Annotated in this window: 18 protein-coding genes; 11 read left to right on the top strand and 7 right to left on the bottom strand. The window is 42.3% G+C overall.

Features of this window, described 5'->3' with window-relative positions; genetic code table 11:
• Positions 1–53 precede the first annotated feature (53 nt).
• The gene (locus tag DUT71_RS13165) at positions 54–1694 is read right to left on the bottom strand and encodes an NAD+ synthase (protein ID WP_113663005.1); all 1641 of its coding nucleotides are present in this window, start codon (positions 1692–1694) and stop codon (positions 54–56) included.
• A gap of 67 nt (positions 1695–1761) precedes the next feature.
• Positions 1762–2406: a porin family protein gene (locus DUT71_RS13160; RefSeq protein ID WP_113663083.1), complete on the bottom strand. Its 645-nt coding sequence runs from the start codon at positions 2404–2406 to the stop codon at positions 1762–1764.
• A 91-nt stretch (positions 2407–2497) separates the two neighbouring features.
• Here DUT71_RS13160 and gldB point away from each other — a divergent pair, with 91 nt between their 5' ends.
• Positions 2498–3538, top strand: coding sequence for a gliding motility lipoprotein GldB (gldB, locus tag DUT71_RS13155; protein WP_113663004.1), 1041 nt, complete (start codon positions 2498–2500; stop codon positions 3536–3538).
• A gap of 84 nt (positions 3539–3622) precedes the next feature.
• Complete coding sequence (locus DUT71_RS13150) at positions 3623–4414, top strand: patatin-like phospholipase family protein (protein WP_113663003.1); 792 nt, start codon at positions 3623–3625, stop codon at positions 4412–4414.
• Between the two features lie 83 nt (positions 4415–4497).
• On the opposite strand, the gene DUT71_RS13145 is transcribed toward DUT71_RS13150, so the two are convergent.
• Together DUT71_RS13145 and gcvT are read right to left on the bottom strand one after the other, a co-directional pair.
• Positions 4498–5208: a 2-phosphosulfolactate phosphatase gene (locus tag DUT71_RS13145; protein WP_113663002.1), complete on the bottom strand. Its 711-nt coding sequence runs from the start codon at positions 5206–5208 to the stop codon at positions 4498–4500.
• A gap of 72 nt (positions 5209–5280) precedes the next feature.
• A complete protein-coding gene (gene gcvT, locus DUT71_RS13140; protein WP_113663001.1) occupies positions 5281–6363 on the bottom strand; it encodes a glycine cleavage system aminomethyltransferase GcvT in 1083 nt (360 codons plus the stop codon).
• 1366 nt (positions 6364–7729) lie between these two features.
• Between gcvT and DUT71_RS13135 the strand changes: the two genes are divergently transcribed.
• The 5 genes from DUT71_RS13135 to DUT71_RS20225 all read left to right on the top strand — a co-directional run bounded on the left by DUT71_RS13135 (position 7730) and on the right by DUT71_RS20225 (position 13755).
• Positions 7730–8191 (top strand): GNAT family N-acetyltransferase, encoded by a 462-nt coding sequence (locus DUT71_RS13135; RefSeq protein ID WP_113663000.1) that lies wholly within the window; start codon positions 7730–7732, stop codon positions 8189–8191.
• A gap of 315 nt (positions 8192–8506) precedes the next feature.
• Complete coding sequence (gene thrA, locus DUT71_RS13130) at positions 8507–10954, top strand: bifunctional aspartate kinase/homoserine dehydrogenase I (RefSeq protein WP_113662999.1); 2448 nt, start codon at positions 8507–8509, stop codon at positions 10952–10954.
• A 119-nt stretch (positions 10955–11073) separates the two neighbouring features.
• The gene (locus DUT71_RS13125; protein ID WP_113662998.1) at positions 11074–12060 is read left to right on the top strand and encodes a homoserine kinase; all 987 of its coding nucleotides are present in this window, start codon (positions 11074–11076) and stop codon (positions 12058–12060) included.
• 78 nt (positions 12061–12138) lie between these two features.
• On the top strand, positions 12139–13443 hold the full coding sequence (gene thrC / locus DUT71_RS13120; protein WP_113662997.1) for a threonine synthase: 1305 nt from the start codon (positions 12139–12141) through the stop codon (positions 13441–13443).
• A gap of 150 nt (positions 13444–13593) precedes the next feature.
• Entirely contained in the window at positions 13594–13755 is a 162-nt protein-coding gene (locus DUT71_RS20225) for a hypothetical protein (protein ID WP_162796044.1), read from the top strand.
• Here the strand turns inward: DUT71_RS20225 and DUT71_RS13115 are convergent.
• Positions 13752–14894 (bottom strand): putative sensor domain DACNV-containing protein, encoded by a 1143-nt coding sequence (locus tag DUT71_RS13115; RefSeq protein WP_113662996.1) that lies wholly within the window; start codon positions 14892–14894, stop codon positions 13752–13754. The genes DUT71_RS20225 and DUT71_RS13115 overlap by 4 nt on opposite strands.
• A gap of 248 nt (positions 14895–15142) precedes the next feature.
• On the opposite strand from DUT71_RS13115, the gene DUT71_RS13110 reads away from it, so the two are divergent.
• Entirely contained in the window at positions 15143–20089 is a 4947-nt protein-coding gene (locus tag DUT71_RS13110) for a choice-of-anchor Q domain-containing protein (RefSeq protein WP_162796043.1), read from the top strand.
• A 54-nt stretch (positions 20090–20143) separates the two neighbouring features.
• Here DUT71_RS13110 and DUT71_RS13105 read toward each other — a convergent pair whose 3' ends face one another.
• The gene (locus DUT71_RS13105; protein WP_113662994.1) at positions 20144–21865 is read right to left on the bottom strand and encodes a tetratricopeptide repeat protein; all 1722 of its coding nucleotides are present in this window, start codon (positions 21863–21865) and stop codon (positions 20144–20146) included.
• Positions 21866–21989: 124 nt separating this feature from the next.
• On the opposite strand from DUT71_RS13105, the gene DUT71_RS13100 reads away from it, so the two are divergent.
• The 3 genes from DUT71_RS13100 (at position 21990) to DUT71_RS13090 (ending at position 24714) form a co-directional block, all read left to right on the top strand.
• Complete coding sequence (locus DUT71_RS13100; RefSeq protein ID WP_113662993.1) at positions 21990–22703, top strand: pirin family protein; 714 nt, start codon at positions 21990–21992, stop codon at positions 22701–22703.
• Between the two features lie 88 nt (positions 22704–22791).
• Positions 22792–23091, top strand: coding sequence for a hypothetical protein (locus tag DUT71_RS13095; RefSeq protein WP_113662992.1), 300 nt, complete (start codon positions 22792–22794; stop codon positions 23089–23091).
• A 114-nt stretch (positions 23092–23205) separates the two neighbouring features.
• Complete coding sequence (locus DUT71_RS13090; RefSeq protein WP_113662991.1) at positions 23206–24714, top strand: succinate CoA transferase; 1509 nt, start codon at positions 23206–23208, stop codon at positions 24712–24714.
• Positions 24715–24746: 32 nt separating this feature from the next.
• Here DUT71_RS13090 and DUT71_RS13085 read toward each other — a convergent pair.
• A partial coding sequence (locus DUT71_RS13085) for a T9SS type A sorting domain-containing protein (protein WP_113662990.1) occupies positions 24747–25869 on the bottom strand: 1123 nt, incomplete at its 5' end.

Below are 25869 nucleotides of genomic sequence, written 5' to 3'. Positions count from 1 at the left end.
CCTGAATCATTTCAGGGCCAGCCATAACCATAATAGTTACCGTAAAAAACAAGTTAATCCATATACTTACCTACAATTGGCATACGGCGGCCCATGCCAAAAGCTTTTGGTGACACCCTTAAAATTGGCGGTGTTTGGTAGCGCTTAAACTCGGCAAGGTTCACCATGCGCAAAATACGTTTCACCAAAGCTTCCTCAAAACCCTGTGCAATAATTTCTCTCGAACCTTTTTTAAGTTCAATATGCTGGTAAAGAATTTGATCCAAAACATCATATTCTGGCAACGAATCCGAATCCTTTTGGTCTGGGCGCAACTCCGCCGAAGGTGGTTTAACAATCGTATTCACCGGAATAACTTCCTGGTCCTTGTTGATATGTCTGGCCAGGTTAAACACCTGTGTTTTGTACACATCGCCAATGACGCTAATGGCCCCGCACATATCACCGTACAAAGTTCCGTAGCCTACCGCACATTCACTTTTATTAGAAGTATTGAGCAAAATATAACCAAACTTGTTAGACATGGCCATTACCACAATACCCCGGCACCGGGCCTGGATATTTTCTTCGGCCAAGTTAAAGGGCAAACCTTCAAAAGGTTTGGCCAACATGCTATCGAAAGCATCGGCGGCCTCTTTAATAGGGATAATTTCGTGCTTACAGCCAATGTTGTTTACCAAATCCAAGGCATCCTTAACGGAGTGATCGGTAGAGTATTTGGAAGGCATCAATACCGCCATCACGTTTTCGGCTCCCAGTGCCCTGCAGGCCAAAGCGCAAACCACCGCCGAATCAATGCCACCTGAAAGTCCCAAAACAGCCCGCTTAAACCCAGATTTGGCAAAATAATCCCTAATGCCCAAAATCAGTGCATCATGTATTTGTTCAATGTCCAAAGCACGCTCCGCAGCTGGATATTTGCGCTTAACATGCTTTACCTCGTCCAAATCAAATAGCTGCAAATCTTCCTCAAAATATTTCATTTCGGCCTTTAGTACACCTTCCTGATCAAAAACCAGCGAGCCGCCGTCAAAAATAATTTCCGTTTGCGCCCCTACTTGGTTCACGTAAAACAAGGGCAATTGGTATTTTTTGGCATTGTCGGCCAAAATTTTGATACGATCTTCATCGTGACCATAATCAAAAGGAGAGGCCGCGATGTTGATCATCAGATCGGGCTGCTGTTTGATCAATTCATCCATCGGACATGACACATACAAAGGATTGTCGTTAATGTTCCAAAGGTCTTCGCAAATGGTGAGGGCAATTTTTTTGCCCTTAAACTGTACACACTCAAATACGGTATTGGGCTCAAAATAACGATATTCATCAAACACATCGTAAGTAGGCAACAGCGATTTTTTAACCACCTGTTTTACGGTTCCATCAGCAATAAAATAAGCCGCATTAAACAAATCCTTACCTTCAATTACAGGGTTTTTAATGGGTATGCCAACAATACAGGCAATGTCTTTGCAGTGCAGGGCTATTTCTTGCGCCGCTTTTTCGCAAAGCGAGATAAAATCCTCATATTCCAGAAAATCGCGGGGCGGATAACCGCTAATGGCCAGTTCGGCAAACACCACCACATCGGCACCCCTGGCCTTTGCTGCTGCGATATTCGCAATGATTTTTTCCGTGTTTTTTTCGAAATTCCCAATATGGTAGTTGAGTTGAGCCAGTGCTATTTTCATCGTCTGCGTGTTCTATAAAGATAAAAAACAAGCCGTTTAGGCCTGTTTGAATGTTTTTTAGTAGCCCTTAAAAGAACACACCAATATTTAGTCCAACGTAATGGTTGCGGATACTTGCACCATCTTTGGCAATATTGGTTAAGCCATTGTTATAGGTTAAACCGCCCATTAAACTGGTTTTCCCACTCATGCGGTACTCCATACCACCTCCAATAATCATGCCCGCTCTTAAAAACTTGGTAAAGTCAGCCGCTTTCACATCATCGGCCAATGCCGTGTTGTTATTGCTTTTCACGTCCTGTCTCGCACCAATCCTGATATCGGCAGTTAAACCGAATTGGCCGTACCATCTAATGTCATTCTGCTCGTCAGTTTTCAGCTTTACAGATAGCGGAACCTCGAGGTATTGCATCTTAAACTTTACATCATATTCGGCATTAGTAGCGGCAATTCCATGGTAAGGTTGATAGTTTAACGCAGTTCCCTTACCGTTAATGGTAGTTACCGTTAAGCCGGTGGCAAAACTGTAGTTTTCGGCAAATTCAAAATCGCTCATTAAACCGTAGCTAAAACCTGTACTTACCCCGCTACCTTTTCCGTTTTCTATTTTAAGGAAACCGAAGTTTGGATGTGCGGTTAATCCCAATCTCACCTGTGCAAAAACCTGCGTAGTGGCAACCATAAGGAACATGGCTAAAATTATTCTTTTCATGAGTAACGATTTATGTTTAAATTGTTCGCGGTCCATCATGATTTTGTAAATGATGATGGTTTCCTGTTTGTAGTTTTTATATTTGTTAGCAATGACACCAGCATTGAAACCTCGCCAAAGTTATCTATTTTTTTTATGCACTGCCCTATTTTTTTCGTGCACGCAAAGCAATAAACCCGATGTAAGTAAAATTGACCTGTCTATCAAAATAGAAAGATTCGACAAGGATCTTTACCAACACAAAGGAAAGGACATTAAATTAACCGATAGCCTTTTGCACAAAAAATACGGCCCTTTTTACGAGGATTTTATCTTTAAAATGGTAGGCAACGATAGCTTTACCAGTTTGGAAGTGCTTAAAGGCATTTACGAGGACAAAGCCTATACCCACCTGAACAAGGAAGTAGACAGTGTGTTCCCCAACCTCAACAAAGCCGAAGCCGATTTAACCCAGGCCTTTAAATACATTAAATATTATTACCCCAAAGCGCCTATCCCTCGTTTCATAGGTTTCCTATCTGGATTTGCCTATCAAACACCCATCGGCGATGATTATGTTGGCATAGGCCTCGATATGTTTTTAGGTAAGGACAGCAAGTTTTATGGCGCATTGGTAAAAAGCATCCCATTGTATATCTCCAAACGATTTACCCCTGAATATATCGTTCCCCGGGTAAGTGAATATTATGTGCGAGAAAATCTATTTAAGGAGAGAGATGAAGATCGCAGCTTGTTGGCAAAAATGATTTACAATGGCAAAATATTATATTTTATGGACCAAGTTATGCCCAATAACATGCCCGACAGCATTAAAATTGGCTACACCCAAAAACAGTTGGATTGGTGTAAAAGCTTTGAAACAGAACTTTGGGCTTTTTACCTGGAAAGCAACCTGCTTTACGAAACAGATTATCCTAAAATACAGGTGTACCTAAGTGAAGGACCATTTACCCCCGGCTTAGGGGAAAACAGCCAATCGGCTCCCAAGTTGGGCATATGGACCGGCTGGCAAATTGTAAGGAAATACATGAAAGAAAATCCAAAGGTAACCTTACAGCAATTGATGGCCGACACAGATGCACAAACCATCTTGGCCAAATCAAAATATAAACCAAAACCAAGCAAATCATGATTAGCTAATGCGATGATGACCTAATTAGCAGATGAACACCTTATTCAATTATCACATCAACAAATTATCACATTAACACCACATATGAAAATCGGGATTGTATTAAGTGGAGGCGGAATAAGAGGCATTGCCCATTTGGGCGTGCTCAGTGCCCTGAAAAAAACAGGAATTAAATTTGACCATATTGTGGGCACCAGCGCAGGTTCCATTGCCGGTGCCTTTTATGCGGCCGGCATAGACCCCGAAGAAGCATTCAACATCTTCATGAAAACCCGCTTAATTAAGTTTGTAAGACCAGCATTGGGTTCCTTGGGCTTAATCAACATTGAAAGAACAGCCGATATTTTCAAAGAGCATCTTCCCGCACATATCGAAGATTTAAAAACTCCCCTTACCATTTGTACCACCAATTTTAGCGAAGGCAATGTTGCCTATTTCTCCAAAGGGCCTCTGGTAAGGGCCATCCACGCTTCGTGCTGTATCCCTGGTGTATTTAAACCCATCATGATCCACGACCAAATGCATGTAGACGGTGGCGTGCTGAACAATTTCCCCGTAGAACCACTTTTAAACCATAGTGACTATATCATTGGATCAACCTGCAACCACTTAAGGCCGGTTGATAAAATTGTGGGCATCACCCGATTAATGCAAAGAGCGGCCATCATGTCTATCAACCACGACATGGAAAGGAAATCGAGATTTTGCAACTTGATGATTGAACCCAAGGGAATGGGCGAGATCAATACTTTTGATACCAGAAAAGCAGAAACAATTTACTGGCTGGCACACGAAGAAACGTTGAAAACCATTAGAGACAGTGAAAGCTTTCAACAGCTCCTTGCACAAACCAGAAATCCCCAAATAGGATTTTAATTCATTAAACCCGGCCCATTAAGGATCGGTAAAACTGCTGTTTCCGGGGGGAAACAAGAAAATCAACCGTAAACAAAAAGAAACTAAGCCAGGGCAACCAGCATTTCGCCCTGCAGCAAAGGAATGGCCTTACAAACGTCAATCTTTAGGCAAAAGCGAACATCTTCTTCGATATTCAGCTTGATTAAACGATGATTATGAGAAGATTTTTGAAGATACCCACGCAAATCGCCTTTGGCCAATTGGTACATATCCAAGGCAGCCACGCTAGAATCGTCGCCAACTACAAAATCCTTCTGAAGTTGTTCTACAACAGCTCCGGCAAACAGGGTATCCTCTAAATTGAAATTATCTTTCCAACCCGCACACAGCAACAACACATCTTTATGCTGTTTTTTCAGATATTCGCAAACGGCCGAAAGATTTAAAAAAGAGCCTACAATAACCTGATATGCTCTTTCTTGCGCCAAATGCATGGCCTTTGTGCCGTTGGTGGTGGTAAGCACAATGGTTTTTCCCGCTACTTTTTCGGCGGTGTACGAAAAAGGCGAATTGCCAAAATCGTAACCTGCCACCACTTCTCCATTGCGCTCAGCAGCCAGCAAATAGCCCTGATCAGCGTAGGCCAAGCAATCCTCCACATTCATTACCGGGATAATGGCTTCAGCACCATTTTCGATCCCGTAAGTAATAGAAGAAGTAGCTCTCAAAACATCAATCACTACAACAATACTGTTTTCGATTGGATATAAATCGAGCAGGGCAGGCGTTAAACAAACTTCAATTTTGGGCATCTTTTAAGTTATACGTTTTAAGTTATACGTTTTAAGTTGTAAGCCCAGAACTTACAACTTAAAACCTACAACCTATTTCTTAAGAAAAGGGAACTTAACTACCTGAGCTTTTACCCGATTATTTCTAATGTCGATAAAGATTTCAGTACCTTCTTTGGCGAAATCCTTCGCTACATAGGCCATACCAATGGCTTTCTGCAAAGACGGCGATTGCGTACCTGAAGTTACTTTGCCAATCTGGTTTCCATTGGCATCAACAATCAGGTAATCATGACGGGGGATACCCCTGTCAATCATTTCAAACCCAACCAACTTACGGCTTACGCCCGCTTCCTTTTGTGCAAGCAAAGCAGCCGAATTGGTAAACTCTTTGGTGAACTTGGTTACCCAACCTAAACCAGCTTCAATTGGCGAAGTGGTATCGTCAATATCATTGCCATATAAGCAGAAACCCATTTCCAAACGTAACGTATCACGAGCGCCCAAACCAATTGGCTTAATGCCAAACTCGGCACCTGCCTTAAAAATAGCATCCCAAATTTGGTCTGCATATTGGTTTTCGAAATAAATCTCAAAGCCGCCAGCACCGGTATAACCCGTTGCCGAAACCAGTACATTATCAATGCCCGCAAATTTGCCTTTTTTGAAAGTATAATATTCCATCGAAGCCAAATCCATATCTGTTAACGACTGCAAAGCATCCGCCGCTTTTGGACCTTGCACCGCCAACAAAGAAGTCTTGTCAGAAATATTGTGCATCTCCACATCCTTATCGTTAAACTTTTGGATCCAATCCCAATCCTTTTCAATGTTCGAGGCATTTACCACCAACATATAGGTTTTTCCATCGATTCGGTAAACCAAAAGGTCATCTACAATACCGCCATTTTCATTAGGCAAACATGAATATTGGATTTTGCCATCATAAAGTTTCGACGCATCGTTGCTGGTTACACGCTGAATTAAATCCAAGGCATTTTCTCCCTTAAGGATAAATTCGCCCATGTGGCTTACATCAAAAACGCCTACCGCATTGCGTACAGTAGCATGCTCTGCGTTTATACCTTCATATTGCACAGGCATATTGTAGCCTGCAAAAGGAACCATTTTGGCGCCCAACGAAACGTGTTTCTCGGTTAAAGCGGTGTTTTTCATTTATTTTTTTATCTATTTTGAATTTCGATGAACCTCCATTATTTTATCTATCAAACAAGGCCCATCCATATATCTGGTTGCTATTTTTAACGGCCAAAAGTACTAAGAAACTGGCGAAGTTTTATCCTAAATATTTTTTATGGCAGGCCAATCATTAGAAAATCAACATTACCGCCAATTGGCTGCCACTGCCCCGCTCATTACAAGTCCTCGCCTCGTTTCACTCGGCTGTGGGCTTTCCATTACAATCGGGTTTAATAAACCTGGGTTCCATGAGCAAAAAGTATAAACCTTGTCCATAAATTCAGGTTTAAGACCTCGAAGAGGTCAAATATTTATAAAAATAGACCTATGTCCTTTGGGTACGACTCCTACGGAGTCGCATGATTTCGCATACATATTTCTCTATAAGGATGGAAATCCTTCGGATTTTCGCTTCTCTAATGGTGGGTGATAATACAGGGTGCTAGTTTAATTTTGTAATGGATGATGACAGTACAAGCCATAAGATCATCTACTGATCGTTATTAGACCTGTGGTTGGTGTTATCACCAACCACCGCACTAACCATTGTATAAACATATCCAAAGATCTCTCCACAAGGTCGAGATGACGAAATGCCTATACCACGAACCATTCTACTGATCGTCATTATAAAAACATCAAATTCTATTTTTGAGAAGGAATGTTCGTTAGCTTTTCATCGCAGCATTAGCCCCGCTATGCACTACGATCTTTTTGTTTGTTGCCTGTCATGCCGAGGAACGAGGAATCTACTTCTGCATTGCGCCACCTTACAGATCCTGATCCCGAAGTTTCGGGATCAGGATAGCAGGCCAAACAAAAAGTATTTAGACCTGTGGTTGGTGTTATCACCAACCACCGCACTAACCATTGTATAAACATATCCAAAGATCTCTCCACAAGGTCGAGATGACGAAATGCCTATACCACGAACCATTCTACTGATCGTCATTATAAAAACATCAAATTCTATTTTTGAGAAGGAATGTTCGTTAGCTTTTCATCGCAGCATTAGCCCCGCTATGCACTACAATCTTTTATCCCCCTGCCGTAAACCTCGTAGGTTTTCCTTTGCTCCATTCCCATCAAACCTACGAGGTTTTTCCCACCGCATAAAAGTATTTCCGCTCCTATCGGGTTTAGCTAACCTTAACCTGTGCACTGCACGCCCTTGTTAAACCCGACAGCAGCGGATACCGGCCTGTGGCTAAGGCCTGCAGGCGTATGAGCGCATGGCGGGGCCTGCGTTTAATCATGGCATGGACAGTGCTTTTCGAAAAAAAATCTCAGTATCTATCGCTAAAAACACCATTTAATTATATTTGATTTTTAGATTTCAACCATGACCTTTTCCGTTAAAAGAACCACCTCTTCAAACCCCGATTTTGTTGCCCTGGTTAAATTATTGGATGCCGAATTAGCCAAAATAGATGGCGAAGAGCACGGGTTTTATGCCCAGTACAATAAAATAGACAACATTAACCACGTTGTAGTGGTTTACCACAATGACACTCCCATAGCCTGTGGCGCCATAAAAGCCTATACTGCCGATACCATGGAGGTTAAGCGAATGTTTACCCGGCCAAATTACCGCGGCAAAGGCGCCGCAAGTTTGCTCTTACAACAGCTTGAAGAATGGGCACATGAAATGCAATTCTTAAAATGTGTGCTCGAAACAGGCAAACGCCAGCCAGACGCCATTGCACTGTATCAAAAAAACGGCTACCACCTTATTCCCAATTATGGCCAATATGAGGGAATCCACAATAGTGTATGTTTTGAAAAAATACTAGCCAAGCAGTAGATATTTTAAGGATTTATCAAAAATAGCACCGCTATACAGCCAACTTAACAATACACGGCTAAAAAAATTAAAAAATTCATCAAAAATATTTGCATTTATAAAAAATAATGGCCTTATTTGCAGTGTACAAAATACACCAACAAATAAAAATGAATTTCAACGCATCAATTATTACCACCATTATTATTACCGGAAGCAAAGCTATCGGGAGCAATAATCTTGTGTAAAATTGAAAAAACATAAAAAACACAAAAAGCGCTCCCGATACTCGGGAGCGCTTTTTTTTTAACCACTGAAAACTAATAAAATAAACGAATGAAAGTCCTCAAATTTGGCGGTACATCCGTAGGTACCACCGAGAACATTAAAACGCTGCTAAAGCTGGTACAAGAAGAAAGAAAGCATGCCAATCCGATAGTTGTATTATCGGCCATGAGCGGGGTAACCAATCTTCTTCTAGAAATGGCAGATTTGGCCGAAAAAGGCGAAAACTATCAGGAACAGCTTAGCGGTATCGAGAAAAAACATTTTGAAGTTGTTAAAGCTTTGCTGCCCGCAGCGGCGCAAAACCCAATTCTAACCAAGTTAAAAATTCTTTTCAATGAGTTGGAAGATGCCCTACAAGCAGTTGCCAGCTTAAAAGAACTGAGCTTACGCACCAAGGATTTTATTGTAAGCTTTGGCGAAAGGTGCTCGAACATGATGGTGAGCCACATCGCTACCCAGTATTTCGACAATTCGTGGTTTGTGGATGGTTCTCAGCTGATTAAAACCGACCATAACTTTGGCAATGCCCGAGTAGATTTTGCATTAACGGACGCATTGATCAAAGAATTCCACGAACAACATCAAGACAAAGTACTATTCGTAACCGGCTTTATTGCCAGCACCAAAGATGGCAAAATCACTACTTTAGGTCGTGGTGGCTCTGATTACACCGCAGCCATTTGGGGAGCAGCTTTAAATGTAGCCGAAATTGAAATTTGGACTGATGTGAACGGCATGATGACGGCCGATCCCCGCATCGTTAAAAAAGCTTTTTCATTAGATGAATTGAGCTATATCGAAGCCATGGAATTGAGTTATTTTGGCGCCAAGGTGATTTATCCGCCAACCATGGTACCCGCTTTCGCGAAGAAAATTCCGTTGGTGATCAAAAACACTTTCGAACCCGAGTTTCCCGGTACTTTCATCCGTAGCAATATCAAACCTTCAGATTTACCGATCAAAGGTATTTCCTCTATCAACCATATCAGCATCATCAATTTAAGTGGTAGTGGCATGGTAGGCAAAGCAGGCTTTAGTGGCCGTTTATTCTCGCTACTTTCAAGGGAGCAAATCAACGTGATCCTAATTACCCAGTCTTCTTCGGAACACAGCATTACTTTTGCAGTTAACCCTCCTGATGCCGCCAAAGCGGTAACTATCATCAACAAAGAATTTGAGCTAGAGTTAGCGGCTGGCAAATTGGCTTACCCTGAAGTGGAAGGTGATTTAGCGGTATTGGCCATTGTTGGCGAGAACATGAAACGTACGCCCGGCATGAGCGGCAGGCTATTCCACGCACTGGGCCGTAATGGTATTAATGTGAGGGCCATAGCACAGGGCTCGTCGGAATATAACATCTCGGTCATCATCAGTAAGGATGACTTGGCGAAATCATTAAATGCCGTACATGATGCCTTTTATACCGATTTAAAGCGCACCTTAAATGTTTATTGCTTAGGCACAGGAAATATTGGAAAAACCTTGTTCCATCAAATCAAAGCCCAAAGCCAATTTTTGGCCGAAAAAAATGACCTGCAAGTAAAAGTGGTAGGCATTGCCAACACCCGAAAAATGGTGTTTGATGCTAACGGCATTGATCTTGACCACTGGGAGGCTGTTCTAGAAGAAAAAGGCGAGCAAGCCAATCTATCAGAATTTGTCGCTAAAATGCAGTCGCTAAATTTAGCAAACAGCGTTTTTGTAGACAACACGGCAAGTGAGGCGCCAATTCCTTTTTACAAACAGGTATTCGAAAGCAGCGTATCCATTGTGGCTTGCAACAAAAAAGGCAATTCCGCCGAATTTGCACAGTACAAGCTTTTTAAGGATACCGCTAAAAAACACGGTGTAGATTTCTACTACGAAACGAACGTAGGTGCAGGCCTGCCTATCATAGGAACTTTGAAAAACCTAATGATGAGTGGTGATCGAATCGATAGAATTGAAGCCATTTTATCAGGAACCATCTCTTTCATCTTCAACAGCTTTAAAGGTGATAAAGCTTTTTACGACATCGTGAAAGAAGCACAGGACTTAGGCTATACCGAACCTGACCCACGCGACGATTTGAATGGTAAGGATTTTATGCGCAAAATGCTGATTTTAGCGAGAGACGCCGGTTATCCTTTAGAGGCATCAGATGTTAAAATCGACAATATCTTACCTGAGGCCTGTTTGAAAGCTGATTCGGTAGAGTCATTTTATGAGGAACTAAAGAACAATGCGGCCTATTTCGAGAACTTGAAAAACACTGCTGAAAGCGAGAAAAAAGTACTTCGTTATATCGGTAAATTGGAAGATGGCAAAGTAGAGATTAGTCTGCAAATGGTGGGCGAAGACCATCCGTTTTATGCCCTTTCTGGTGCCGACAATATCATTTCTTTTGTGACCGACAGGTATAAGTTCCGTCCAATGGTGGTAAAAGGCCCAGGTGCCGGCGCCGAAGTTACTGCTGCTGGTGTATTTGCAGATATTATTAACGTAGCCACGCCGTAATCACCAAGTAACCGTCATTGCGAGGCACGAAGCAATCTTACCAATTGTACAAGATGCTTTAGGATTGCTTCGCAGGCTCGCAATGACGAAACGTTCAATTAAAATATAGAAAATCAAAAATGGACACTTTACAATATAAAAGTGATAAAAAGTCAAACCCACCAGCTTCAGCGCCTGGAACAGAAATCAAAGTTTTTGCCCCAGCAACGGTAGCCAATGTGGTATGCGGCTTTGACGTGCTGGGCTTTGCCGTAAATGCTCCCGGCGATGAGGTGGTGATGCGCTTGGTGGAAGAACCTGGCGTTCGTTTACTAAAAATTACTGGCGACGATGGGAAGCTTCCACTAAATAGCGATAAAAATACCGTAAGTGCTTCTGTAAAGCATTATTTGGCCCATATCGGTAGAGAAGATGTTGGGGTAGAAATAGAACTCCACAAAAAAATGCCAATTGGCAGTGGCCTGGGCTCTAGCTCGGCCAGTACAGTTGCAGGACTTTATGCCATTAACCAACTCATGGGCAATTTGCTAACTGCAAAAGACCTGGTACCCTTTGCCATGAAAGGCGAAGAAATTGCCTGTGGTTACGGCCATGCCGACAATGTAGCTCCTGCCATTATGGGCGGTTTTGTATTGGTGCGCAGCTACGAACCTTTGGATGTGATTTCGCTGCCCGTACCGCAAGGCATGTACGCAGCCATTGTTTATCCAGAAGTGGATGTACCAACCAAGGATGCCCGACAAATGATTCGTGCAAAAGTACAGCTAAAAGATGCCGTTACCCAATGGGGAAATGTTGCAGGCTTGGTGAGCGGCCTATTTTTAAACGATTTAGATTTGGTTGGCCGCAGCATGAAAGATGTTTTGGTTGAGCCTACACGTTCTATCCTCATCCCCGATTTTGAAGTGCTGCGCAAGTTAGCCATGGAAAATGGTGCGGTAGGTTTCGGCATTTCTGGCTCTGGCCCATCGGTTTTTGCCTTAACCAAAGATGAGGAAAGCGCTAAACTGATTACCAAAGCACAACAAATGCACTTACACCAAATCAATATTCAAAGTCAGGCTTACGTGTCTGAAGTAAATACCGAAGGACCGAGAAAGCTGTAAGGTAAAAGGTGCAAGGCTTAAGGTTAAACTTTGCACCCTAAATCTTACACCTAATAACCCTAAACCTTATACCCTAAAATGAAATTCTATTCAACCAACAATAAAGACTTACGCGTTTCTTTTAAAGAGGCTGTTTTTAACAGCATGCCTTTAGACAAAGGACTGTACATGCCCGAGACAATCCCTCAACTACCTGCCTCTTTCATCGACAATATCGAAAAATACGCCCTTACCGAAATTGCTTACGAAGTAGCCTCTGCTTTGCTGAAAGACGAAATTCCAGCCGATGATTTAAAAGCATTGGTAGAAGAAGCGGCTAACTTTGAAGCACCAGCAGTTCCTTTGGATGACAATACTTTTGTGCTAGAGCTTTTTCATGGCCCTTCCTTAGCATTTAAAGATTTTGGTGCCCGATTCATGAGCCGAGTGATGGGCTACTACCTGAAAGATGGCGAACAATTACTAGACGTTTTGGTGGCTACATCGGGCGATACGGGCGGGGCCGTAGCACTTGGCTTTTTAGGCGTGCCAAATACTCGAGTAACCATTCTTTACCCAAAAGGGAAAGTAAGCCCCATACAAGAGCAACAATTAACTACACTTGGACAAAACATTAGGGCCATTGAGGTTGATGGCACTTTTGACGACTGCCAAGCTTTGGTTAAACAGGCCTTTGCCGATGAAGAACTGAACCAAAAATTCCGTTTAACTTCGGCCAATTCCATTAACATCTCCCGGTTGATCCCCCAAACTTTCTATTATTTCAACGCTTATGCCCAACTGAAAAGAAAAGGGTTTAAGGAGGTGATATTTTCTGTGCCTAGCGGAAACTTTGGTAACATTGGTGCTGGCTTATTGGCCTACAAAATGGGCTTGCCTGTAAAACAATTTATTGCGGCTACCAATGTAAATGACACGGTTCCCCGCTTTTTGGAAACAGGTGTTTATGAAACCAAACCATCCGTACAAACTTATGCCAATGCCATGGACGTAGGGGCACCTAGCAACTGGGTACGTATTATGGATTTATTTAAGCAAGATACTGCGGCATTAAAAGAAGTAGTAAGCGCTTATCGTTTTACGGACGAAGAAACTTTAGCAGGCATTAAAGCCATTGCCGAAAAATACGACTATATCGCTTGTCCACACACAGCAATTGCCTACTTAGCTGTAGAGAAATTCAGACAACAAACTGAGGATGAAGCCCCAGCAGTATTTTTATCCACCGCACACGCTTGTAAATTCCCAGATATTTTTCCACCATTGTTAGCAGCTAAAATCGAAATTCCAAGTTCAGTAGAAGAATTAAGTGGCAGGCAAAAACAAGCCGACGAATTAAAAACAGACTTTGCTGGCTTTAAAAGCTATTTGCTTCAGCACTAAAACAAACTTCAGGCAGAACTCGCTTTCTGCCTGAAGCTTACACCACCTCACCAAACAAAAAATCTGACAAATAAAAAACGATAGTTATCCACTTTTCCACACAAAATGGCCTAGTCTTTGTTTGTCATACTACAACAAGGAGGAGTAGTTATGATAGCAAACGTACATTCGGCCAATGCCGCATTTTATAAAGCTAAAGAGAAAAGCAGGGTTAAATCCTCTACCTATAACGAAAGAGTAAAAGCCGACCGCATTGTAATGGTTCTGATGTTGTTGGGCACCATTGCTTTTGCCATATTCGGCATTAACTAAAGCAACAATGCATCTATCCGCTGGGCCTGCACCATATTCAAAGATTTTGACCAGCTAAAGACCGTGAAATGACCATCTTGTGAGGCCACCAAAGCCAAAGCATTCCGTTGGTCGAAGACAAATTGCGCTGCAGACAAGTGCCTTGTGCCCCCTATTTTAGCTGGATGCACCACCACCGCCTCTGCGTTATTAATGGGCTCCGTATATGAAATCTGATGGATATGTTCGCTACTATTTGCTCTTCCCGTTTTAGCGCCAAACGCCAACAGTTCATATTCATCTGTAACAATGGTAGCGCCATCTACGGCAGTTAGCCCTGCCAGATGGTCAATTTCCCTTTTTAAAGCGGTTTGCCAAAATATTTCACTGGCATCACTTCGATCTTTCTTTACCAAATCAGACAGCCCCTTAAATGAAGGTGTCAATGAGTAACTGATGGGATGGATCACAGATTGCTTCCAATCATCACTGCCCTGAGGTACAATGAGCACGGCACCACCCCTACCGTGTGCCCGCATAGAAACAGAGAGCTGAATTAAAATATTGGCCGAATCGTTCCAATAACTATCGGCGGTGAGATCAAGTAACGACAATAAAATACTAGGGCATTCGCCCATTTTAGGAGCGCTTTCATTTACAATTTTTATCTGATCTCCCTTTAGTACCGCAACATTGGTAAATTTTCCGTAACCCGCCATTCTACGATGTTTAACCACCAACAGCGCTGGTTCCGAAACATCAACCACAAAGCAGTAGTTGGGGATATTTAAAGTGGTTCCCCAAATATAAAGATCGTAACCATCGTGCCATACACCAATATGGATTCCCCCACGCTCTACACCAGGTGCCAATTTGGTTAACACCGTTGGATTTAAAGGTAAGTTCTGTTTAAACAATAAAGGTTTTGTCGCTTGCTCTGGCGGTAAAAATGCAATGGAAATTTTAGGGGAATGTCCCTCCTCCTTACGCAAGCTACTCCAAAAAGCAGCGTCCAAAATCGCTTCAATTACTCGGGCTGGAGGCTGAGGCGCCAAATCAATTTCTCCCTTAGCACTAGCTTCTGCCAAGTGTTCGGCAAAATGCGTTTCTATGGTCGTCGCAACAATTTGCGCCGCTTGGTAAGTCGCCCTGTTAATCATGTTACTAAGTTATCCATTTGGTTTGGCAAAGTTATCAAAGTTAACAACTCCATGTTGTAAAACTAAAGTCAGGTTTTTTTTCACGTAGCCAGCCCTCAGAAATCAACAAACAGGTAGAAATATTTTCACCAAACTACGTTATAGCTAATCACTATCAAAACTGTAACGTTTCTGTAACGCCTAAAATTTGATTTGAAGTGCATTAAAGTGCCATTTTTAAATCATCAATGAAAAACCAATCCAACATCATGAAAATTAAAATAACTACACTTTCCATCTTCTTTATTTTCTTAAGCTACTTCAGCTTTGCCCAAACACCCGATGCCAATGGCATTCTCTATGTTAAAAAAGGAAGTATTGGGAATGGCACCGCATGGAGCAATGCCATTGGTGAACTGGCCGACGCACTGATTGCTGCAAAAACTAATGCGACCATACAGCAAATTTGGGTGGCTGGTGGCATATACAAACCGTTATATAGTCCCGCAGATAATAATTTCGGCAATTCCGCCGGCCGATTCAATGCTTTTCTTTTGGTAAAAGATGTAAAACTATATGGTAGTTTTTCAGGAACAGAAGGCAGCTTAAACGAGCGTAATCTCAAGCTAGCAGCCCATAAAACAATCTTAAGCGGTGACTTAAGTGGTAACGACGAAACCACATCTACCATTATGGCAAACGCCGATAATACCAATCATGTGGTACTTGGAGTGGGCGATGTAGGCACTGCCATGTTGGATGGATTTACCATTGTAGGCGGCCATGCCAATACAGCAAGTACCCTATTGGTAAACGGGCAAACCATTTACCAGGATAGGGGCGCCGGTATCTATAACCTGGGAGCTTCTCCAAAAATCACCAATTGTGTCATTTCAGGACATGTGGCTACGGCCAATCAAACAGGCGCAGGTATTTACAATTACTTTGCTGCACCATCAATTATCAATACTTTAATTACTGGAAACAAAACCTCTGGCAATGCCAGTGGGGCAGGCATATACAGTGCCTACTCTGCACCTAAACTGCTGAACACCACCGTTGCGGGCAACAACGGTGCGGGCACCGCCAGTGCAGCGGTCTATCATAATCTTTCTTCGCCTACCATAACAAATACAGTGGTTTATGGGAACAGTAGCGGTATTCTGGAAAATACCACCGTAGAAGCACCTAGCTTTCAAAATCCTACATCGGCCACTAACAATAACAGTACGGGTACGGATGCTTGGAATAATTCCGGTAATGTGCTTACCGATAATAATAGTTACGCAACCATGTCTAATGAAGCGCTATCAATTGCCGGTACCATTAGAGATAGCCATTTTTTAATGGTAAAGGGATTTGGCCTTAATTTGCCCGCTAACGCAAATATACTGGGCGTTGAGGTGGAAATCAGAAAATTTTGTAGCGATAATTCAAGTTCTAATTACACACAGGATTTAGATATCAGGCTACTTAAAAACAACCAAGTGGAAGGCACCAACCATGCCAGTGTCGGCGTAAACTGGCCAACTTCGGAAACGGCATTCACCTATGGTACCCATACAGACCTTTGGGGACTTACCTTAACGCCAGCCGATGTAAATGCAGATGATTTTGGAGTAGCCATTGCCGTTACCTCGAAAGCTTCGGGATTGTTGTTGCCTACCATTATCTCTTACATTGATCAGGTAAGGATAAAAATTTCTTATCAGGTAGATATGGTTACCGAGGTAAGTTATAGCATAATACAGGGAGGCTTTCCCGGGACTAACAACCTGAATGTAAATCCCAAGTTTGCTAATCCAACCGCTTTTGCTTCAGCTCCGATGAATACAGGGAACTATATCCTGCTTAAAGAAAGCCCTGCCATTAGCGCAGGCAACAACCAACTTTACACCAGTAATGGAGGTAGCTTAACTACGGATAAGGATTTATTGGGAAATAAGAGACTGTCTGGTGCAGCCATTGATGTGGGAGCCTATGAATATCAGGAGCCGCTTCCCGACAATAACAACATCCTCTATGTAAAGAAAGGAAGCATTGGAGATGGGAGTTCATGGAGCAATGCCATTGGCGAACTCGCCGATGCATTAAAATTTGCCAATGCAAACAGAGCGATCGTAAGCCAAATCTGGGTTTCCAAAGGCGTGTATAAACCATTATACAATCAAGGTGTGGTAACAGTTCCGAAAGAGCGTAGCTTTACAATAGCGTATGACGTAAAACTATACGGAGGTTTTGATCCCGACAATGGCATTACCAACCTAAGCCACCAACGCATCATACCCAATGCCACTACAGAAGCCCCAAATGGAACCATACTCAGTGGCGATTTAGACGATAATGATACCAACGGACCAACTGGCAATAACGCATACCATGTAGTGAGCTCACCTTCGTCTCCCAATTACGCTTTAAGTCACATTGAATTAAATGGCTTTACCGTTACAGGTGGTCTGGCATCAGGAGAGTCGCCCAGTAGCATTGGGTACAACACCAGCGATGGCGCAGGAATTTACGCCAATAGCATGAGCGGCGGTTCAACCGTTATGCTTGTTAACTGCAGCATTAACGGAAACCAAGCCTCTGGTGTTGGTGGAGCGATAATTTCTCAGGCGGGAGCTGCCCTGAGCTCAACAGTTACGGTAATCAACTGTAACATTAGTAAAAATAGTGCTGGCTCTGGCGGAATCATTTATTCAGAAGCTTGGCCACCAGTAATGCCTCTACCACCAGCAAGCAATTCTTCAACCATTAATATCAGCAATAGCAGTATCAGTGAAAACAGTTCCAATTCCAACGGGAGTATTTATTCAAAAGGTCCTTCCTCGCAAATTTCAGTTACCAACAGTAAAATACATGGCAACACAGCCCTGGCTGACGGGGTAGTAATTTATTCAGATGCCTCCAATACCAGTAATCTAAAACTTCAGAACAGCACCATAGCTGATAATAAAGGTCAAAATTTTATTTTTTTAAAGGGCAATGCTAAAACTTTCACCTCTTATAACAGTATTGTTTTTAACAATAAGTTAGAAAACGGGGCAATTAGCAATATCGCTACCAATAGCGGTAGTATTAGCAAAGACATTAAGTATAGCTTAGTGCAGGAAGAAAGCGACACGGGAAATGGCAACCTTGATGGAACTTCTACAAATTATACCCACAACAACCTCTTTACAAATGCTGCAAATGGCGATTACAGCCTAAAGGACAAGAGTGCAGCCATAAACGCAGGCAATAACATTTTATACGAAAACGCTGATGGCGATAATGGGAACAATAGTTTAACGCTAGATAAAGATTTAGCCGGCAACAACCGCTTAAGAATGGACTTTATAGATATGGGAGCCTTTGAAAGCTCCCATAGCCCGGCAACGGTTCCCGACGAAAATGGTATTATTTACGTAAAGAAGCATGGCGCTGGCAGTTTTAGGGGCAATAGTTGGGCCAATGCTACACCAGAACTGGCCGATGCCCTTATGGCTGCTAAACTTTTAAATGCCAATACACCAAATGCTGTAAAACAAATATGGGTAAGCAAGGGCACATACAAACCAATGTACGGTCCGCATGATGCGCCTTCACTATTTGGCACAGATCAAGGACGTAACAATGCCTTTCTGATGGTAAGCGGAGTAAAGTTATTTGGCGGTTTCGATCCCGACAATGGAATTACCTTAACAGAACATGATCGTATTTTACCTACGCAAACTAATGGCACGATACTAAGCGGAGACCTGGATAACAATGACACAACAATCCCACAGGGCAATAATGCTTATCACGTGATCATAGCGGCTTCAGGCAACACGGCTTTAAACACCGAATTGAACGGCTTTACCATAACAGGTGGATTGGCAGATGGTAGCGGAGCCATTGGCGTGGCCAATCTTATCGTACGTAGAAATAATGGCGGCGGAATTTACTCAGAAAGCGGAACCGCAAACAATGAGATGACATTAACCCAATGCTATATCAGCTACAATAGTACCAGCGATTGGGGAGGCGGCATTTATTTGCTAGCAGGCTCTACTGCCAACCTCAATATTTACAGAAGCACAATCAGTAAAAATAGCGGCACTCACGGTGGCGGTATCCACTCACGCTCAACTAATGCCTCCAGTACAATAACAACTACCAATAGTATCCTCAGTGGAAATAGTGCAGGAGCTTTTGGCGGGGCCATTTTTGCTTACGCTAATCCAATCGCTCCAAGTAGCATTAAGCTGCAAAATAGCACCGTAGCCAGCAACGAAAGCCCTAATTTTATTTATTTTGCCAATGGCGCTGTTTACTCATTTACGGCTTACAATAGCATTGTTTACCATAACACCTACAACAATCTCACAATCAACACCTACTTGGAAGGCGCTAATGGCAGTGTCATCAAGGATATTAAATATAGCTTGATCCAGCACGAGTTCAGCACCGCCAACGGCAACATTAATGGCGTGCCTTGGCAGTTCACCGACAATAATCTTTTTACAGACGCAGTAAACGGCGATTACACATTAAAAGCTAATGGATTAGCCATTAACACTGGAAACAATACCTTGTACGAAGATGCGGACGGCAATAGTACCAATAATAGTCTAGGGACAGATAAAGACCTGGCAGGAAATCAGCGGTTAATAGGTTCTAGTATAGATTTGGGTCCTTTTGAAAATATGGGAACCTTACCTGTGGCACTTTTGTCATTCCAAATCAAAAAGGAAAACCATACAGCGGTGCTGAGCTGGGGAACGGCTTCCGAAAAAGATAATGCAGGCTTTGAAATTTTTAGGGCAACAAACGACCGAAACTTTATAAGCATTGCATCGGTAAAAGGGAAAGGTACCACCAACCTAAAAAACAGCTATACGTGGCATGACCGAACACCTTTAAACGGCATCAATTATTACAAACTGGTCCAAAAAGATCATGACGGCAAAACCGAAGAGCTGGGCATTAAAGAATTAAACTTTAGTTTAGATGAAGATCAGGTACTGCTTTATCCAAATCCAGTAACCACACAAGCTAAGGTACAGTTTGCGGCCAACACTTATCAAAGCGTCATTTTAACAGAAATTTCTGGTAAAATTTTACAGCACTTGTCTGTAAATAAAACTGAGGCGGAAAAAACCATCATCGCCAATCATCTCCCAAAAGGGATTTATTTCCTAAAGCTTACAGGAAAAGGGAAAAACACCATTCTGAAAATGATTAAGAATTAATGCTCGTCGTCCTTTGGTTGGTATTATCACCAATCAAAGGAATAATACCATCATCTAAATTTGATCCACAAAATCCTCCAACTGGATTTCATCATCACCTGTTTTTTTGCGTAAACGATGCCAAGTTACCCTTAACGATTGAGGCGAAACCCCCAGGGCATGGGCCATTTCTTGTTTGGACAACCTAAGTTTGCTCAACACTACCATTTTGGTTTCGGCAAGGGTAACTCCAGCAACCCTTTCCTTCAACCTTCTAATGTACCCTGGATGAACCTTTTCAAATGCCTGCTGAAAAATATCCCAGCTCTCATCCGTAATGATGGCTTTTTTCTTTACCAGCTCTACTGCTTGGCTCTGCTGGTTTTCTTGCGCCGTTTGCATATCCTCAATCATACGGCTGTTATGAGCAATGGCTTGAGCAAACTTTTCCAATTGTTGCTTGGCCTGGTTCAGTTCATGGTTAGCCATTTTCAATTTAGCATCTTTGGCTGCTTCTATCCTGAGCCGCTTTCTGCGCTGCAAAAAGTAAATCAGAAAACTTACAGCTACCAAACAAAATGCAATAAACGTAAGGGCAACCAACAGATTGTTTTTAGCTTTCTCCTTTGCCGTAAATGCACTACGCTCGGCCGCCAACTTTTGGCTATGCGCTCTTTGCTGAACACGTAAAAGCTGTAAAGCATCTACTCTTTTATCTTCCTCGGCTTTTGCCAACCTTGCCGAATCAAGATATTTTGTAGCTAACGCAGCATTACCTTTGGCCAAATACCAGGTGCTTTTAACTGAGTAAAAGCGGTCCATTAGCTCCAAGGAACGATCAAAAGATTTCTTCAGATAGTATTCTGCCTTTTCAATCCAATGCCAGGCAATGTCATATTTTCTCTGTTTGATAAAGATATCCGCCAATGGAACGGCAGCTCCCGCAGCCAAACGCCAGTCAAGTTCAGTTGCAGCTTTCTCGGCGTCATGCTCCATCAGCGGAACCGCCAAATCGTAATTGCCTCTTAAATAATGATTGTAGCCAATGTTTCCTTGCGCTATCGTGTATCTGATATCATCACTCCCAAAATATTTCGATTGTATGGCCTTATTAAAAAATACATCGGCACTATCCAATTTGCCTAGTTGCCGATAGCATAATCCCATGGTATTGTTGGCCGACCATATCGCTTTCCAGTTAAAATCCGTGACGGCAATGGACAGTGTTTTGTACATATAGGCTTTTGCCGTAGCGTAATCCTTAAAAAAATAATACAGCTCGCCAATGAGATAATAGTATTCGGCCATATTTGGGAAATCAATAGCATTGGTTTTATCCAACAATCGATCTAAACGCAGGTAATATTCTGTAGCCAGCTCGTAATTGCCCACACGCCGCCAATAAAACTCACCTATTACCCGCAGTGCCCTCGCTTCTATGTGCAGATAGTTTTCTTTTCTTCCCTTTTCAGCTATTGCCTTTAGCTTCTTCAGCACTAAATTATGTGGATGGTCAAAAGTCCAATAAGAATAGTAATAAGCTTTAAACAATTCAACCTCCAACACCATTTCCCTATCGTGATGCTTAAGTCCATAAGCTTCCATTTTACGTAAGAAAGCAAAGGTATCACTGGTATCTTTATTGCCTACCAATTTTCCGTAAAGGGTGTCGATAATGTATACCTTATTTTTATAAGGCTGATGAAGCAGCTGCTGATATTGGGCAGCGCAGGGTAAGCCTATACCGAAAGTTAGCCACAAATGTAAATGAAGGAGAAAAGGCAGTTTCTTGAACATCAACAGGTGCATTAATGCTCTAAAATATGAAATACTTCATTAATAGCATGCCAATTCTTACCCTATGTTAAGAGCCAGCCAAAATTTGTGCTGTAAATTTGTATCAACAAAGGAGAAAAAAACAATGGCACAAACCGTATTACACACAGCCAACACTCGCGGAGCCGCAGATCATGGCTGGCTAAAAAGCTTTCACTCTTTCAGCTTTGCTGGATATTACAACCCAGACCGCATCCACTTTGGAGCATTAAGGGTATTGAATGATGACTTTGTAACTGGTGGAATGGGATTTGGAGAACATCCACATGACAACATGGAAATTATTTCTATTCCGTTAGAAGGAGAGCTACAACATCAAGACAGCTTGGGCAACACCGCCACCATTAAAGCTGGCGAAATACAGGTAATGAGTGCAGGTACAGGCGTATATCACGCTGAATATAATCCTGATAGTGAAAATCCCGCCAAGTTTTTACAGATCTGGGTATTTCCTAACAAAAGAAATGTAGAACCTCGTTACGACCAGATTACCATCGACAAAGATACCAGAAACGAATTTGTACAGGTGCTTTCGCCAAATGCCGATGATGCTGGAGTATGGATTTACCAAGATGCTTGGTTTAACATGGCTAGATTTGATGCGAATACTTCTAAAACCTATACCTTCCATAAAGAAGGGAATGGCGCCTACATTTTTGTATTGAAAGGAAGTATCAAAATTGATGGCCAAGATGTTAATACCAGAGATGGCTTTGGCATTTGGGATACCGCCAAATTTGAAATCTCGGCAAGTACTGAAGCCGAATTTTTGATCATGGAAGTACCCATGAAGTTTTAACCACATTTAAACTAGCCACAGATACACAGATAAATCAATCCATAACGATTAGAAAAAACCTGCGCATCTGTGGCTAAATCATAAGCGTATGACCAATATTTTAATTGTTTGTTCCAACGAACCCATTGCAGCAACCATAGCACGCTTAATCAACAAAATGGAAGATTGGCATGCTACCGTTGCTTTATCTCTCAATGAGGCCATGGAAAATTGCTATGCCAAAGCTTTTGAGGTAATATTAATCGGCTCGGGCATTACACAGCCGCAGGAAGACGTGCTGAAACTACACCTCGAAAAGCTGAAGGCAAACAGTACAGTCGTTAAACATTATGGTGGAGGCAGCGGATTGCTTTACGCAGAAATTTACCAAGCCTTGGCTGATAAGTGACAAAAGTCATTTTTTAGCTTGACGAGATGTTTCATCAATCCTTTAAGCTACCTTTATTTTTGACGCAGATGGTAAAAAGTGTAGCCCATACATTTGTTAATCATGCCAAATCGTATGTACGAGAATAGAATACTTAACCCAGATTTAGAACAACTAATCATTACCGCACAAGAGGCGGCGATGATGTTTAAAAACAACATGGTGGTGGCCTCTAGCGGCTTTACCAAAGCTGGCGACAGTAAAGCGGTATTAATGGCTTTGGCCGAAAGAGCAAAGACTGACCCCTTGAAAGTGACGTTAATGACTGGTGCCTCGTTAGGACAGGGAACCGATGGGGCGCTGGTAGAAGCAGGGGCACTCTCGTTACGTTTACCTTTCCAGGTTGATCCTGTAATGCGCAAAGCGATTAACAAAGGCGAGGTATTTTTTATTGACCAGCACCTGGGAGAAACCGCCAATTTGCTGCGGGCCAACAACTTCCCCAAAATAGATATTGCCATTTTAGAGGCTTGTTTAATTGAAGAAGATGGCAGTATTGTGCCTACCACTTCTGTTGGTAATTCGGCTTCTTTTGCGGCATTGGCCGAAAAAGTGATCATCGAACTTAATCTATCGGTTCCACTATCCATTAAAGGCATTCATGATATTTTTTCGACGGGCGAATACCCTAATCGCAGAGAAATTCCAATCACTAAAGCCAATACCAAGGTAGGCGCTTCGGTAATTGCCATTAACCCCGATAAAATTGCGGGTATCGTGATTACCCAAAAAACAGATAGCCCCGCAGAAATTGAAGCCCCCGATGCTTCTACCAAAGCCATTGCCAACCATTTGATCCGTTTCTTTAACCAGGAAGTAGCTAAGGGGAATTTAACCAAATCGTTGCTCCCATTACAGGCGGGCATTGGTAAAGTGGCCAACGCCGTATTAACTGGCTTTGTGCATAGCGATTTTGAAGATTTAACCATGTATTCGGAAGTACTTCAAGACAGCACCTTCGACTTACTGGACTCGGGTAAATTATTATTTGCTTCGGGTTCTTCCATTACCGTTTCTCAAGCCTATTACGACAAGATATTCTCTAATTTCGACACTTATAAAGATAAGGTAATGCTTCGCCCGCAGGATATTAGCAATGCGGCGGAAGTTATTAGAAGATTAGGCATTATTGCCATAAATACCGCCCTAGAATGTGACATCTATGGCAATGTAAATTCTACTCATGTAAGTGGTACGCACATGATGAATGGCATAGGGGGTTCGGGAGATTTTGCCCGTAATTCGTACCTCAGTATTTTTGTAACCACCTCAGTAGCCAAAGGCAATAACATTTCTTGCATTGTACCTATGGTGTCACATGTTGACCATTGCGAGCACGATGTGGATATTATTGTAACAGAACAAGGGCTTGCAGATTTAAGAGGCTTGGCACCACGACAACGAGCACAGGTAATCATTAACAAATGCGTACATCCTGAATACAGACAGCAATTACAGAGCTATTTCAATCGGGCTGCTAACGAACGCGGCGGACAAACACCGCATTTACTGGAAGAGGCGTTTAGCTGGCATGTTTCATTGAGAGAAACTGGCAGCATGAAAAAGCCCTTACTTAATAAATAAGCAAGGGCTTTAAGAGCGTAAACAATAGCAATTTATTGTTTAATGAATTTATGTACAGTTTTTGTGTTGCCAGATGTTAATACTACCGTATAAACACCAGCAGGTAACAAAGCGATATTTAGCTTATGCTCTTGGTCTTTAGCGGTGATTTTGCTACTCATTACCACTTTTCCCAACATATCAATCACCTGTAGCTGGCTGTAAACATTTATTGGGAATTTAACAGTAATTGCATGTGACGCAGGATTAGGGAACAACAACACCTCATCTCTAGCTGGACTGAAGTTAACTTGCTTTACCCCATAATCTTTAGTGTCACCATTTTTATCAACTTGCAATAACTGATAGTAGTTTAGCCCATTTACGGCATTTTTATGCAAGAAAACATAACGTTTTCCAGTTTTAGAATCACCAAGTGCATCTACTTTGGAAAGAGATTTAAACTCTCCTGTTTCTGTAGCATGTAACAGTTCAAAGTGCGAAGAGTTGGCCTCAGACGTAGTGGTCCAAGTAACCTCAACACCAGTAGCTATTGCTTTTGCTCCAAAATTAATCAAATCTACCGGTAATGCATTCTCTACTTTTATACTTACGTTCACCGTTTTAGTACAAGCATTGGCATCGGTAACTACAACCGTAAAACTATAATCTCCGGCGGTAGTTGGCGTGCCTGACAATACACCTCCTGCAGACAATGTTAGCCCAGTTGGAAGTGTACCAGAACTACTGTATGAATAACTTGTAGTTCCTCCTGTTGCTAGGAAAGTATATGTAAATGCGGTATTCTTATTCACCACAGCAGCCCCTGAATAAGCCAATTGTAATGCCGTTGGCTGGGTAATGGTAAATGTTTGTATTTTTGTGCAATTATTTGCATCCGTAACGGTGCAAGTATAGGTACCTGCAACTAGTCCAGTTGCTGTGGCTGCTGTACCTCCCGATGGAGACCATGAATAGGTATATCCAGGCGTACCTCCCGATACTGAAACAGAAGCAGATCCAGTAGCACCGCCATTACAAGCAATATTGGTTTGCATAAGCGGGTTAACAACCAATGCCGGTGGTTGGGTGATAGTAAATGATCTGGTTAAAGTACAAGCATTCGCATCGGTAACCGTAACCGTATAAGTGCCCGCGGCTAAACCCGTAGCGGTA

Origin of the sequence: Pedobacter nanyangensis (assembly GCF_003313505.1) — a bacterium.
Lineage (GTDB): Bacteria > Bacteroidota > Bacteroidia > Sphingobacteriales > Sphingobacteriaceae > Pedobacter > Pedobacter nanyangensis.
Note: the sequence above shows the minus strand (reverse complement) of the source record. Positions and strands in the feature narration are given on the sequence as shown.

Coding starts and splice junctions, on each gene's coding strand:
- thrC (WP_113662997.1), top strand. CDS start 12,139: ATGAAATTCTATTCAACCAACAATAAAGACTTACGCGTTTCTTTTAAA.
- gldB (WP_113663004.1), top strand. CDS start 2,498: ATGACACCAGCATTGAAACCTCGCCAAAGTTATCTATTTTTTTTATGC.
- gcvT (WP_113663001.1), bottom strand. CDS start 6,363: ATGAAAAACACCGCTTTAACCGAGAAACACGTTTCGTTGGGCGCCAAA.
- DUT71_RS13115 (WP_113662996.1), bottom strand. CDS start 14,894: ATGATTAACAGGGCGACTTACCAAGCGGCGCAAATTGTTGCGACGACC.
- DUT71_RS13090 (WP_113662991.1), top strand. CDS start 23,206: ATGTACGAGAATAGAATACTTAACCCAGATTTAGAACAACTAATCATT.
- DUT71_RS13095 (WP_113662992.1), top strand. CDS start 22,792: ATGACCAATATTTTAATTGTTTGTTCCAACGAACCCATTGCAGCAACC.
- DUT71_RS13165 (WP_113663005.1), bottom strand. CDS start 1,694: ATGAAAATAGCACTGGCTCAACTCAACTACCATATTGGGAATTTCGAA.
- DUT71_RS13135 (WP_113663000.1), top strand. CDS start 7,730: ATGACCTTTTCCGTTAAAAGAACCACCTCTTCAAACCCCGATTTTGTT.
- DUT71_RS13160 (WP_113663083.1), bottom strand. CDS start 2,406: ATGAAAAGAATAATTTTAGCCATGTTCCTTATGGTTGCCACTACGCAG.
- DUT71_RS13105 (WP_113662994.1), bottom strand. CDS start 21,865: ATGTTCAAGAAACTGCCTTTTCTCCTTCATTTACATTTGTGGCTAACT.
- DUT71_RS20225 (WP_162796044.1), top strand. CDS start 13,594: ATGATAGCAAACGTACATTCGGCCAATGCCGCATTTTATAAAGCTAAA.
- DUT71_RS13145 (WP_113663002.1), bottom strand. CDS start 5,208: ATGCCCAAAATTGAAGTTTGTTTAACGCCTGCCCTGCTCGATTTATAT.
- DUT71_RS13100 (WP_113662993.1), top strand. CDS start 21,990: ATGGCACAAACCGTATTACACACAGCCAACACTCGCGGAGCCGCAGAT.
- DUT71_RS13125 (WP_113662998.1), top strand. CDS start 11,074: ATGGACACTTTACAATATAAAAGTGATAAAAAGTCAAACCCACCAGCT.
- thrA (WP_113662999.1), top strand. CDS start 8,507: ATGAAAGTCCTCAAATTTGGCGGTACATCCGTAGGTACCACCGAGAAC.
- DUT71_RS13150 (WP_113663003.1), top strand. CDS start 3,623: ATGAAAATCGGGATTGTATTAAGTGGAGGCGGAATAAGAGGCATTGCC.
- DUT71_RS13110 (WP_162796043.1), top strand. CDS start 15,143: ATGAAAATTAAAATAACTACACTTTCCATCTTCTTTATTTTCTTAAGC.